The organism is Sphingomonas bisphenolicum, from assembly GCF_024349785.1.
Classification (GTDB): Bacteria; Pseudomonadota; Alphaproteobacteria; order Sphingomonadales; family Sphingomonadaceae; genus Sphingobium; species Sphingobium bisphenolicum.
The window spans coordinates 235,994-247,767 of the sequence record NZ_AP018818.1 but is presented as its reverse complement, the minus strand read 5'-3'; the positions used below and the strand labels follow the sequence as shown (position 1 = coordinate 247,767).

General features: G+C 63.3%; 12 protein-coding genes. 3 read left to right on the top strand and 9 right to left on the bottom strand.

The features are described 5' to 3' along the window. Nucleotides 1-38: 38 nt before the first annotated feature. The 7 genes from SBA_RS19620 to SBA_RS19590 are packed head-to-tail and all read right to left on the bottom strand — an operon-like array spanning nucleotide 39 to nucleotide 7,598. Nucleotides 39-608 (bottom strand): cupin domain-containing protein, encoded by a 570-nt coding sequence (locus SBA_RS19620; RefSeq protein WP_261937318.1) that lies wholly within the window; start codon nucleotides 606-608, stop codon nucleotides 39-41. A gap of 11 nt (nucleotides 609-619) precedes the next feature. Continuing rightward, nucleotides 620-1,102: a hypothetical protein gene (locus SBA_RS19615; RefSeq protein WP_261937317.1), complete on the bottom strand. Its 483-nt coding sequence runs from the start codon at nucleotides 1,100-1,102 to the stop codon at nucleotides 620-622. Next, nucleotides 1,102-2,259, bottom strand: a complete 1,158-nt coding sequence (locus SBA_RS19610; protein WP_261937316.1) for an alpha/beta hydrolase family protein — start codon at nucleotides 2,257-2,259, stop codon at nucleotides 1,102-1,104. The genes SBA_RS19615 and SBA_RS19610 overlap by 1 nt, the downstream gene beginning before the upstream one ends. 3 nt (nucleotides 2,260-2,262) lie before the next feature. Continuing rightward, nucleotides 2,263-3,165, bottom strand: a complete 903-nt coding sequence (locus SBA_RS19605) for a VOC family protein (protein WP_224546881.1) — start codon at nucleotides 3,163-3,165, stop codon at nucleotides 2,263-2,265. 11 nt (nucleotides 3,166-3,176) lie between these two features. Next, nucleotides 3,177-4,292 carry an FAD-dependent oxidoreductase gene (locus SBA_RS19600; protein WP_261937315.1) on the bottom strand — a complete coding sequence of 372 codons (1,116 nt, stop codon included), beginning with the start codon at nucleotides 4,290-4,292 and terminating at the stop codon, nucleotides 3,177-3,179. Nucleotides 4,293-4,332: 40 nt separating this feature from the next. Then, nucleotides 4,333-5,301: an MBL fold metallo-hydrolase gene (locus tag SBA_RS19595; RefSeq protein ID WP_261937314.1), complete on the bottom strand. Its 969-nt coding sequence runs from the start codon at nucleotides 5,299-5,301 to the stop codon at nucleotides 4,333-4,335. Nucleotides 5,302-5,306: 5 nt separating this feature from the next. Next, on the bottom strand, nucleotides 5,307-7,598 hold the full coding sequence (locus SBA_RS19590; protein WP_261937313.1) for a TonB-dependent receptor: 2,292 nt from the start codon (nucleotides 7,596-7,598) through the stop codon (nucleotides 5,307-5,309). Between the two features lie 104 nt (nucleotides 7,599-7,702). Here SBA_RS19590 and SBA_RS19585 point away from each other — a divergent pair, with 104 nt between their 5' ends. Both SBA_RS19585 and SBA_RS19580 read left to right on the top strand, forming a co-directional pair. Then, nucleotides 7,703-8,614 (top strand): LysR family transcriptional regulator, encoded by a 912-nt coding sequence (locus tag SBA_RS19585; protein ID WP_315975824.1) that lies wholly within the window; start codon nucleotides 7,703-7,705, stop codon nucleotides 8,612-8,614. Between the two features lie 356 nt (nucleotides 8,615-8,970). Then, on the top strand, nucleotides 8,971-10,446 hold the full coding sequence (locus tag SBA_RS19580) for an MFS transporter (RefSeq protein ID WP_261937312.1): 1,476 nt from the start codon (nucleotides 8,971-8,973) through the stop codon (nucleotides 10,444-10,446). Here SBA_RS19580 and SBA_RS19575 read toward each other — a convergent pair. Together SBA_RS19575 and SBA_RS19570 are read right to left on the bottom strand one after the other, a co-directional pair. Continuing rightward, nucleotides 10,436-10,633, bottom strand: a complete 198-nt coding sequence (locus SBA_RS19575) for a hypothetical protein (RefSeq protein ID WP_261937311.1) — start codon at nucleotides 10,631-10,633, stop codon at nucleotides 10,436-10,438. The two genes, SBA_RS19580 and SBA_RS19575, sit on opposite strands and share 11 nt — an antisense overlap. Nucleotides 10,634-10,647: 14 nt before the next feature. After that, nucleotides 10,648-10,905: a hypothetical protein gene (locus tag SBA_RS19570; RefSeq protein ID WP_261937310.1), complete on the bottom strand. Its 258-nt coding sequence runs from the start codon at nucleotides 10,903-10,905 to the stop codon at nucleotides 10,648-10,650. A 128-nt stretch (nucleotides 10,906-11,033) separates the two neighbouring features. Here SBA_RS19570 and SBA_RS19565 point away from each other — a divergent pair, with 128 nt between their 5' ends. Beyond that, nucleotides 11,034-11,726: a CDP-alcohol phosphatidyltransferase family protein gene (locus SBA_RS19565; RefSeq protein ID WP_224546870.1), complete on the top strand. Its 693-nt coding sequence runs from the start codon at nucleotides 11,034-11,036 to the stop codon at nucleotides 11,724-11,726. The last annotated feature ends 48 nt before the right edge of the window (nucleotides 11,727-11,774 follow it).

Genomic DNA, 11,774 nt, shown 5'->3' with positions numbered 1-11,774 from the left:
TGCCGGCGCGCGGGTTACGCCGCGCGCCGGGCCAAGGCTTAGCGCTTCAGATCGTCGTCAAATGCGCCGTCGATCAGGATGAAGACGATCCGGCAGTTGCGGTCCGATCGGTTGGACCAGCCATGGTTGGTGCCGCGCTGGATGACGATGTCGCCTGCGCGCACGGTGGTTTCGCCTTCGTCCATAATCAGGACCAGTTCGCCTTCCACGACGATGCCATAGTCGATCGTTTCGGTGCGGTGCATCAGCGCGTGTCGCGATCCTTCGCCATGATGGGCGGACGCGTCATGCGCACCGACTTCGGCGAAATGGGCGCGGGCCTCTTCGGGCGACATGGTGCGGATGCCGTCGCCTTCGGGCGGGATGTCGAGCACGCGGATGCGGGTACCGTTCCTGGGCGGGGCCAGGATGATGCCGGTTTCGGCCGGTTCGCCCGAAGCAGCGTCGAGCGGGGCGGGGGTGGCCTGGGTGTTCCAGACTTCGTGGAACATGGGGCCGATGTCGCCACCGACACGCTGGACGCGCTGGACCGGACCATCGTCCTGGATGATGGCGCGACCGGCGGCGTCATGACCGGTGACGATGCGGCGAACGGATGCAAATTCCATGAGCATATTTCCTAGATGAGGGGCGCGCCGCCGACCATGCGTCGCAGCACGCGCCAGGTGACCCATGCGCCAAGGGCGGCGCCGTAGATGATCTTGATGCCAAGGGCGTGTCGCCAGTGCAGCGTGGCGACGTCGCTGACCAGCCAGAGAAATGCGATTGCGGCGCCCAGCATCAGGGCCGACAGGATCGAGAGGAAGGCGGCCCTCAACAGCCATTGGATTGTAGCGGGGCTGCCACTCCGGATGCCCAGCCGCCCCGTCAGTTGGGCGCGCCGCGCGATCAGGCCGGGTACGAGACAGGCCATGAGCGCGACGGCAGCGCTTTGTGGCAGGAAATCGACGGCATAGTGCCATTCTCCCACCGCAATATGGTCCGCCGAGCCGAAGATGATGAAGAAGAACAGCGCGCCGATCGCCCCGTTGATCACCGCGCTGACGATCGTCTCCCGCGCGATATAGGGGGTGATGCGGCCCATCTGTTCTTCCACAGTCATCAGGCGGTCTTGCCGCCCAGCGTATCGGCGAACCAGTCGGCGATATAGTCGCGGCCGTAGGACATATTGTCCGCCCCGACATGCTCGACGCCGCCTTCCCGCTCTGTGAACAGCTTGAGCGCGCGGCGGGGACTGTTGACGAGCTGGTCGTAGCAGTCATGCGCGTAATCGACGCTGATCTGCCGGTCCTTCGCGCCATGGGTGACCAGGAAGGGCACCTTGATCCCGTCCATATGGCCGTTGAGGTTCATATCCTCCGCCTTGGCCAGGAAGTCGTCCATGTCGCTCGCGCCAAAGGCCCACATGACATGCGCCCAATAATGGGGGACGGGGTTCTCGCCCTCGCGCTTCATGCGCTTCTGCTGGACCTCGGCCCAATTATGGTTCGCGCCCCAGACCGCGCCGCTGGCGAAGCGCGGTTCATAGGCGACGGCGCGCGGGGCGAAATGGCCGCCCAGCGAAATGCCGGTCATGCCGATCCGCTTGGGGTCGACATCGCCTTGCTGCTCCAGCCAGTCGACCGCCTTGCTCGCCCAGTTTTCGCTGTGCGGATCGACAGGGAGATTCTGGAGCCGCAGCGCTTCGCCCGACCCCGGCTGATCGACGCAGAGCGTCGAAATGCCGCGACGCGCCAGCGCTTCGGGCAGGCGCGACCAGTAGAGCAGTTCCTTGCAGCTATCGAGGCCGTTGCAATAGACCACGACCGGATGGGGGCCATTCCCCGGCGCGCTTGTGTAGAGCGCGGGCATGGTGCCGGTGGCGAGGGGAATGTCCACGCGCCGACGGTTGATCTGGCCGAGCGCGGTCGAGCGGTCGAACGTGTCGCGCGCCTTGGCATAGGTGGCCTGGCGACCGGGATGGCCGTGGCCCTGCATCCGCTCTGCATTGAACAGATAGAGCGACGCGCGCTCCAGCTTGTCGGAGGCGGAGAAGGCGCGGCCCTGCGCCTCATCCTCCGCCGCCAGGTCGATCAGCTTGTCGGCCATCGCGACCCACTGCGCCATGAACATGGGCGTGCCCGCGTCCGCGCCGGAGGCGGCTGCATCCTTGATCGGCTGGCACATGTCGACGATCTCGCCGATGCGCCCGCCGCTCTCCATCGCGATCGCGACCGACAGGTTCCAGATATAGTTGGGGAAATATTCGAACAAAGCCATAGCTCAGACCTCCACAGCCTGGAACAGACCCTTGTCGGGCGCGGCATGCGGCATGGTCTGGGGACCACCGACGCCGATGCCCCACTGGTCCATGATACCGGGAGCCGGGGCATGGACCTTCGCCTCATGGGCATTGAAGTCCACATCCTCCAGTTCGGAGCTATATTCGACCGCGAAGCCGGCGGGCGTGGTGAAATAGCTGAACGTGTTGTTGCCCGCCGTATGGCGCCCCGGCCCCCAGCGGATGTCGGTGCCCTTCAGGCGCAACCGGTTGATGCCGACCATCATGTCATCGACGGTCAGCATGTCATAGGCGACATGGTTGAGGCAGGGCGGTCCGGGCAGGAAGGCGATGCGGTGATGCGCGCTGTTGCAGCGCAGGAAGCACATGAAATCGCCCAGCCAGTCGCTGACCCTGAAGCCCAGCACGTCGCAGAACCATTCGACCATCGCCTTATGATCGGGCGAGTGGAGGACGATATGGCTGATCTTCTGCGGCACGCCTTCCCAACGGACCAGGTCGCGCGCAGTGCGGCGGGCGACGTCGCTCGATATTTCGAAGGTCAGGCCGTCCGGTGAGAAGAAGCGGAAGCCGTAGCCACCACCCAGCGAATCCAGATCCTTGGGCGCAAAGATGATGCGGCAGCCCGAGGCGACGACCTTGTCATGCAGGGCGTCGACATCGGCGCGGCTGTCGGCGGCCAGCGCGATCACGTCGATACGCTGTTCTTCGGCCTGACGCAGGCGCACGACATGATGTTCATCGCCACCATCGGCAGCGAAATAGACCATGCCATCCTTTTCCCCAGCCTCGACCAGCTTCCACTGGTCGGCGTAGAAGGCGCGTTCGGCCTCCAGATCGGGCAGGGCGTAACCCACGTAGCGAATTTCTGTAACGCGGCTCATTATGACTTCCTTCAGATCGGCTGGGATACCATCGCGAACATCTCTGCGGTGGCTTTATGATTGTCGACGGGCGCGCCTTTACCGAGCTGGCCCATGCAGATTTCGAGCGATTTTTCGACGATATAGCGGCAGCGATCGTGGCGCCGGTCGCGATAGGCGGTCAGCGCGCCGTCCAGATCGGCATGGCTCGTCAGTTCTTCCGCCAGCACGATGCTGTCCTCGATCGCCATGCCCGCGCCCTGACCCAGATGGGGTGTCGTGGCGTGGACGGCATCGCCCAGCAGGACGACGCGGCCCTTATGCCAGGGACCGTCCAGCATGAACGCTTCGAGCGGCCGATAGACCACGCCGTCATCGTCGGTGATCTGGTCGCCCAGCGCCTGGATGGCGGGCGAGCAACGGGCGATCTTTGCGCGCATGGCGGCGGCCAGTCCTTCGCGCGGATAACGAGGGTTGTCCGGTTCGGCGGTGGTCACGAACATATACATCAGGCTGGGCGAAATCGGCACCAGTCCGACGCCGGTCGGGCCATTATAGGCCTGAAGCGAGTCCATGCCTTCGGTGCGGGGCAGGTTGTAGCGCCAGACCGCCTGGCCGGTATAGTGCGGCGACGGCGCGTCGGGGAACAGCAGCGTGCGGGTCTGCGAATAGACGCCGTCCGCGCCCACGACCAGATCGAAGCTGTCCTGCGTGCCGTCGGAAAACTGCACGACCACCCGATCGCCCTGATCATCGATGCTGGTCGCGGTGACGCCCAGCCGCACCGTGGCCCCCGATGCGATCGTGCGATCGCCCAGAACCTTGTGCAGGGCAGGGCGGCCGACGCCCAGATTGGCCGGATAGCCTTCGACCAGACGCGGGGAGGGGACGCGCGCGACCTTCGTACCGTCGGGCGCGAATATTTCGACCGTGTCGAAGCCTGCGCCGGCCGCGACATATTCGTCCAGCAGGTTCAGATGCGCCATGGCGCGCAGCACGTTGGACTGCTGGATGATGCCGACGCCATAAACCGACCAGTCGGGATCGCGTTCGATGACGGTGACGTCGAACCCCTTCCCGCGCAGGGCGATCGCGGAGGTGAGACCACCTATGCCCCCGCCGATGATGAGGATATTATAGTTGTCCATGGTCGGTTCAGAGCCTCATGAGAAGGGGGCGGAAGCGCAATCAAAAGCGGTCGAGATCGTTGGCGATCGCGACCGGTCCGGTGAAACTTTTGCCGATGGTGGCGACATAGGCGCGGGTCCGTGCGGCATCGGGCGTTCCACCGGCCATGTGGGTGACCGTCACCGCCTTCACTTTGGCCCGTGCGGCCAAAGCGCCGACTTCTTCCGGTGTCAGGTGATGGGTGGTCAGATGCTGGACCATCGTCGCCTTGACGCTGGCGGGCATGTTGGGGCTGGTGCGTGCGACGCGATCCATAGTGGCGCCCATGTCGATCATTTCGCTGACCAGCAGGTCGGCGCCCGATGCCAGCCGTTCGACGGCGGCGCTGGGTCCGGTGTCGCCGGTATAGGCGATGGACCGGTCCGGCAGGTCGAACCGCAGTGCGAAGGACTTGTAGTTGCGATCCTCCACGCTGCCGGGCGCGAAGTCATAATGGGTATTTTGCGCGACGCCGACTTTCATATCGTCCACGTCGATGGTTTCGCCGTCGCGCAATTCGATCACCGACACGGTGTTTTCGGGCGGGGTCCAGGACTTGCCGGGAATGCCGTAACCCGCCTTGGCCGACGGCTGGAGGCCGGCGACCAGGCCAGCCACCAGTTCGCGGGTGCCGGGCGGGCCATAGATGGCCAGCACGTCGCGCGCTTCGGTCTGGTTGCGCAATCCCAATATAGCCGCCAGTCCGCCGATATGATCGACATGCAGGTGGCTGAGGAAAATGGCGCGCACCGTCGGCAGAGGGAGGCCCGCCCGCGCCATCTGCTCCACCGTGCCGTCTCCGGTATCGACCAGGTAGGTTTTCCCATCGCGGACAATGGCGTTGGCGGGTTGCGACCGATGCCCGTCCGGCACCGGACCGCCCATCGTCCCCAATGTGACGAAGGCGGTGCGTGGCGGCCCGGCCGCCGCCGCTGTGGCCAGCATGGCGAGCACGCCGGATAGCGCCGCGCAGGTGATGCGGACGGACATGGTCCTCACAGGTTGAAGCCCAGGCGCACGCCATAGGTGCGCGGCGGACGCAGCGTACCGACGGGGAAGTCGAGGATCGGGCGCGTACCCGCGCGGGCCAGCACTTCCTTGTCCTCGATATTGTTGATGAAGGCGGTGACGCTCCATTTGTCCTGCGGCCCTTCCAGCGTCAGGAACGCGTCGGACATCATGAAGCTGCCCTGCTTTTCCTCTTGCCGGAAGTTGGAGTTCAGGAAGCGGCTGGTTTCGATGCTGGACCGGGCCCCCGCGACCAGCGCCATGTCCCCGCCGATGCGGAAACTGTGCTGATAGCCCAGGTTGATCGCCCATTTGGGCGAATTGACGGTCGGCTTGCCTGAACAATCGATGTCGTAGAAACGCGCGTTATTGATACCGGGATTGGCGAGCCGCGTTCCCGTGATCGTGCAGCCGGTCGTGACGGGCGCGCCGGTGGGCGAGAAATTGGCGGTCTGGAGGCTCTTATATTTACCGTTCAGATATTGAACGGTGACGTTGAACAGATCGTCGCGCGTGGGAGCGAAGCGGGCCTCCACTTCTGTACCGAAGATACGCGACTTGCCCGCATTGGCGGTGAGCGATCCTTGCGCGAACAGGCCGTTGCCGGTCCGCACGCCGCCAACGAAGGTCACCTGCTGGTCCTTATAGTCCCAGTAGAAGGCTTCGATATTGAGCTGGAGCTTGTTGCCGAAAAAGCGGTTTTTCGCCCCGACCGTATAGGCGGTCAGGCTTTCTGGGGCAAAGCTGTTGCTGGGCGGAGCCGCGACGAAAAAGCCGCCGGATTTGAAGCCGGTCGCGACATTGGCATAGACCAGCGACGCGGGACCGGCGTCATATTCGACCCCGGCCTTCCAAGTGAATTTGGTGAAGGTGAGGTCGCCGGTGATCGGCGCACCCAGCGGCGGATCGACAGGGCCGGGCAGCCCGCCGCCCACGGATGCGGTGAGTTGCGACTTGTCTTCCCGCGTATAGCGCCCGCCACCGATCAGGCGCAGATCGTCGCTGATGTCGAAGGTCAACTGGCCGAAGGCGGCCAGGCTCTGCGTCTTGAGGCGCGGGGTGAAGCGGGTGGTGGAAATCCGGCCCTGGCGGAAATAGTTGAGCGTATCCTGCTGTTCGTTGAAGAAGAAAGCGCCCAGAACATAGCGCAGCCGCTGGTCGGCAGCAGACGTCAGCCGTGCTTCCAGCGACATCTGTTCGGCATTATCCTCGATCTCGCCCCGGAAACCGGGCAGATAGGTGCGGAACTTCGCTTCCGACTTGCGCCAGGCGGGGATGACGGACAGCGTCGCAAAGCCCATGTCGCCATCGACCTGCGCGCTCAGCCCATAGAAATGATTGTCGAGATAGCCGTCGCTGCCGGCATTTTCGATGCAGCCGCTGGCGATGAAACCACCTGCGCAGAAGGGCGGGGCGAACAGCGTGGAGGCATAGCCGTTGATCGCCGCGATCGCGCGGGGATCGGAAATACTGACCCGGTCGTCGACCGACGGCACCGCAAAGGCCTTGCTGGGCAGCAGTACCGCACCGCCGCCTTTTCCACCCTGATGATAATAGTCGCCGACGATGTTGATCGACCAGATGTCCGACGGCTTGAGCAGGAAGGATGCGCGCACCGCCTCGCCCTTGTCATCGTCATAGCCGTCGGAAATATAGCCGTCGCGATCTACCACCTGGCCCGCGACACGCAGCGCGGCGATGTCGCCAATGGGCACGTTGACCGCCAGAAAGCCCTTCTTGCTGTCATAATTGCCATATTCGGCCAGCCCTTCGACGCCGAACTTACCCAGGATCGGCTGTTTGGGCAGGACGTTGATCGCGCCGCCGGTGGCGTTGCGGCCATACAGCGTGCCCTGCGGTCCCTTGACCACCTCGACCCGCTCCAGATCGTAGAAGACGCCGGCGGGTGCGGTCGGGCGGCCGACATAGACGCCGTTGAAATTGAAGGCGATCGCGTTTTCGGAGAAGCTGTTCTGCGAATTGGTGCCGACGCCGCGCAGGAAGAAGCTGGTCGTTCCGCCCGTGGGTTGCACGACGAGGGCCGGCACCAGCTTGCCCAGGTTCGACGTTTCGGTGATGCCCGACCGGGTCAGATCATCGCCGGTGACGGCGGTGACGGCGATGGCGGCTTTTTGCAGGCTTTCCTCGCGCCTTTGGGCGGTCACGACGATTTCTTCCAGTCCACCGTCGGAGGATTGCGTATCCGCATCCTGCGCGATCGCGACCTGTGGCGCGATCACGCCGGCCAACATCGTCGCGCTCCAAAAAATGCTTTTCATGCTTCCTCCCTTTAAGCCCGATCTGTGCGGGATGGACGCGAGGTGACATGATTTAAAAAAGCAGTAAAATGGATGATATATGTTGAAAACGATCAATAGGATTGATGATTATGAGGCTGGACCGGTTTGACCTCAACCTGCTGGTGGCATTCGACATATTGGTGGAGGAGAGGAACGTCACTCGTGCGGCCAGGCGCCTGAACCTGACGCAATCGGCAATGAGCGCCGCGCTACGCCGCCTGCGGGAAGCCTTTGCCGACGAGATTCTGGTGCAGCATGGCAAGAAGATGATTCCAACCGCGGCGGCTCTGTCTCTTGCACCGGAAATTTCCGCGGTAGTGGCGGATCTGCGCAGCCTAATCGCGCGTGGCCTCAGCTTCGATCCATCACAGAGCCAGCGCATTTTTCGGATCGTCGCGTCCGATTATGTCACGACGGTTCTGATCGGCCCGATGCTCGAGCGATTGCAGAAGTCGGCGCCGGGCATCAGGATCGAGATCACGCTGCCGCGCAACGATATTCACGAACGGCTGGAGGATGGCGAACTCGATTTCATTGTCGCGCCCGAGCGCTTTCTGGAAGGGCCGCATCCGCGCGAACTTCTGTTTGAAGAACGGCATGTGGTTGTAGGATGGTCGGGCAATCCGTTGCTGGACCAGCCTCTCACCGAAGAACTCTATTACAGCGCCGGCCACGTCGCGGTGAGCGTTTCACGCGATGGCACGTTCATCGAAAATCACCTGCGGGAGAATGGCGATCGCCGCCGGATAGAGATTATTTGCGCGGCCTTCAGCCAGGCTGCCTGGATGTTGCCCGGAACGACCAGATTGGCGCTGATGCACGAAAGGCTGGCTCAGGTAATGGCGTCAAGATTGCCGTTGCGCATCGTGGATGCGCCCGTTGATTTACCGATCATGCGCGAAATGCTGCAATATCATCATGCGCGGGCGGCAGACACCGGCCTTACATGGTTTCGCGAACAGCTGCGCAATGCCACCGCCGATCGGATAGGGTGAGGGAGGGACGCTTGGCGCTTAACGTCGCATATCTTCCGCCGGCTTGATATTAAATATCCTGAATTCGACATTTTGTTTCACATGAGGGCTTGGGGTCGATCCGGAACTTCCGGAACTTCGTTCATGTCGCATGTGCGGAATTTAGATGCAGTTTACAGGCGAAGAACCCGGATGCGCCGTTGGGCAGGGCGACGACGATGGGAACTGACAAGCGATTTCGCAGCTTGGCTTCGGGGCGAAATGGCGATCCGGAATGAATTCGTATACGCAGCTTGTCCTGTCCATCATGCCATGCGACCGCTCGCGGTTTGATGCAGGCGGGTGGCGAGCCGGCCGCGGCGACGGGAGGGGTAGCTATGGACAAGCCGAGACAGGGCCTTGCCGGATTGTGGAACATCAGTTTCGGCTTTTTCGGCATCCAGATCGGCTTCGCGCTGCAAAACGCCAATATGAGCAGGGTCTTCCAGTCGCTGGGCTCCAGCATCGACGACCTGTCCGCCTTATGGGTGGCCGCACCGCTGACCGGATTGCTGGTCCAGCCCATCGTCGGGCATCTTTCCGACCGCACCTGGCTCGGTCGGCTCGGCCGTCGCCGTCCCTATTTTTTGGCCGGCGCGATCCTCTCTGCACTGGCGTTGCTGGGAATGCCGCAGAGCGACGGGCTGTTGATGGCGGCGTTGCTGCTGTGGATGCTCGACGCCAGCCTGAATATCTCGATGGAGCCGTTCCGCGCCTTTGTCGGCGACATGTTGCGCAAGGATCAGCACACGATCGGCTATGCGGTGCAGACCGCCTTCATCGGCGCCGGCGCGGTGGTGGGGTCGCTCTTCCCTTATCTGCTCGACCATCTGGGGGTCGCCAATGTCGCGGCAGCGGGGCAGGTGCCCGACACTGTTCGCTACAGTTTTTGGGCGGGCGCCGCCGCATTGCTGGCCGCTGTGCTCTGGACGGTGTCGACGACGCGAGAATATGCGCCGGACCAGATGCGCGCCTTTGCCGATGCCGATGAAACAGCCACCCCAGCGCCCGATCTGGCAAGCCGCGCCATCGGTCCATGCTTTGCCTGGATCGGCGCGGGCGCGGTCGTCGCGCTGCTGGTCGCTCTGTGGGCGATGGAAAAGGAAGTCTATCTGCTCGCCGCGCTGCTGGCGGGCTATGGCTTGGCCAGCCTGATCGCGATCCACTTGGCGCGCACGGGGCGAAGCGCGCATATGCTGGCGCATATCGTGGGCGATATCGGGGGTATGCCGCCGATCATGCGACGACTGGCCTTAATCCAGTTCTTCAGCTGGTCGGCGCTCTTCATCATGTGGATTCACACCACGCCGGTCGTCGCCCAATATATGTTCGGGTCGGCCGATCCCGCCAGCGCCGCCTATCAGGCCGGTGGCAATTGGGTGGGGGTGCTTTTTTCGGTATATAACGGCGTCGCCGCGATTGCGGCCCTGACCCTGCTGCCCTGGCTTGCGGGGCGGATCGGCAAGGCGCCGACCCACGCGCTGTGCCTGGTCGCGGGCGCGGCTGGCTTCGCCAGCTTTCTGGTCGTGCGCGATCCAGACCTGCTGTTGCTGAGCGAAGTGGGGGTCGGCATCGCCTGGGCCTCGATCCTGGCCATGCCTTATGCCATGCTCGCCTCCAGCCTGCCGCAGGCCAAGCTCGGCGTCTATATGGGCGTGTTCAACATCTTCGTGGTGCTGCCGCAGTTGCTGGTGGCGACGGCGATGGGATCGGTCATGAAGGCCTTCTTCCCCGGCGACCCGATCTGGACCATGGCCTTCGCCGCTGGGACGCTGCTGCTGGCGGCGCTGGCGACATTGCGGATCAGAGCGTGAGCCGGCGCAGCGATTCGAGCGGCACATGACGACGGATATCAGAGGAATTCCACCACGCCATCCTGCGCGATTCCGCTACGGAAATGGCTGTACCGCGCCAGGGATGCAGTTTTTGCAACTGCGAGCGCGCCGTTCGCACTTGCGAAAACTCACCATTTGGTACACAAAGAACCTGCCTTTCAGGCATCCTCTCCTAAAACTTTACGAGCTGGTCTTCGGATCGGCTCTTTTTTTGTCTTCTTCGGATAGCGTGTCGTCCAGACCCTGCGGCATCTTCCAGGCGACGCCCTCGTCCAGATAGGCCTCCAGTTCGCGCCAATGCCGGTCCCATCCCGGACCACGGCGGGCCGGGGGCACTTCCTGCTCCACCATCAGCCGCGCACGGCGGACCGGATTGGATGGCCTCTGTTCCATCCTTACCACGATATCGCGCACATCCTGGGGCCGGTCCTTACTCATATGCTTCTCCACGGGGCGTACCGCCCGATCATGCGCCTTTGGCCCGGAAGCCAAGGAACAGGCAATGGGCTTAATCGGTGCGGCGCAACGAATATTGTCTATTCGTCATCCTTCCGTCATAAAGCCCCATGTCATTGCCATCCGGCCAGTCGGCCCCGCCCATCGCCCGTATCCAGCAGAATGTTCTCGCCGTGGCGGAAAGGCGCCTGCTCAACTGGCTGTGCGCCCATATGCCGCGCTGGGTTACGCCCGACATGCTGACCGCGCTGGGCATGGTCGGCGCATTCGCCATTTTCGCCGGTTATGCCGCCAGCAACTGGGGCGTCGACTGGCTATGGCTCGCGATCGCAGGCTATGCGCTGCAATGGTTCGGCGACTCCCTCGACGGCAGCCTGGCGCGGTTCCGCCATATCGAGCGGCCGTCCTACGGCTATTTCATCGATCATAGCTGCGATGGCCTGGCCACCTTGCTGATCCTCGCGGGCATGGGGGCCAGCCCCTATATCCGCATGGACGTCGCGCTGGTCGCGCTGGCGGGCTATCTGCTGCTGTCGATCCACGCCTATTTGTCGGCGCGGGTGCTGGGCGAATTCAAACTATCCTATCTGGCGGCCGGCCCGACCGAATTGCGATTGCTGCTGATCGGGCTGACGATCGCGATGATGTTGCTGGGCTATGCCCCCGGCTGGTTCGGCGCGGTGTCGGGGTTCGACCTGTTCGTGGGAATAATTGGCGCGATTCTAGTGCTGCTGTTCATCGGTCAGACGCTGACGACGGCCAAGCGGCTGGCGTCGTCCGAGCGCACTGGCCTGCCGCGCTAGCCTGACGCCGTCAGGGGCGGCGCGGCATGTGGTCGCGCGCGCCGCAGC

Coding starts and splice junctions, on each gene's coding strand:
- SBA_RS19620 (WP_261937318.1), bottom strand. CDS start 608: ATGGAATTTGCATCCGTTCGCCGCATCGTCACCGGTCATGACGCCGCC.
- SBA_RS19615 (WP_261937317.1), bottom strand. CDS start 1,102: ATGACTGTGGAAGAACAGATGGGCCGCATCACCCCCTATATCGCGCGG.
- SBA_RS19610 (WP_261937316.1), bottom strand. CDS start 2,259: ATGGCTTTGTTCGAATATTTCCCCAACTATATCTGGAACCTGTCGGTC.
- SBA_RS19605 (WP_224546881.1), bottom strand. CDS start 3,165: ATGAGCCGCGTTACAGAAATTCGCTACGTGGGTTACGCCCTGCCCGAT.
- SBA_RS19600 (WP_261937315.1), bottom strand. CDS start 4,292: ATGGACAACTATAATATCCTCATCATCGGCGGGGGCATAGGTGGTCTC.
- SBA_RS19595 (WP_261937314.1), bottom strand. CDS start 5,301: ATGTCCGTCCGCATCACCTGCGCGGCGCTATCCGGCGTGCTCGCCATG.
- SBA_RS19590 (WP_261937313.1), bottom strand. CDS start 7,598: ATGAAAAGCATTTTTTGGAGCGCGACGATGTTGGCCGGCGTGATCGCG.
- SBA_RS19585 (WP_315975824.1), top strand. CDS start 7,703: ATGATTATGAGGCTGGACCGGTTTGACCTCAACCTGCTGGTGGCATTC.
- SBA_RS19580 (WP_261937312.1), top strand. CDS start 8,971: ATGGACAAGCCGAGACAGGGCCTTGCCGGATTGTGGAACATCAGTTTC.
- SBA_RS19575 (WP_261937311.1), bottom strand. CDS start 10,633: ATGCCTGAAAGGCAGGTTCTTTGTGTACCAAATGGTGAGTTTTCGCAA.
- SBA_RS19570 (WP_261937310.1), bottom strand. CDS start 10,905: ATGAGTAAGGACCGGCCCCAGGATGTGCGCGATATCGTGGTAAGGATG.
- SBA_RS19565 (WP_224546870.1), top strand. CDS start 11,034: ATGTCATTGCCATCCGGCCAGTCGGCCCCGCCCATCGCCCGTATCCAG.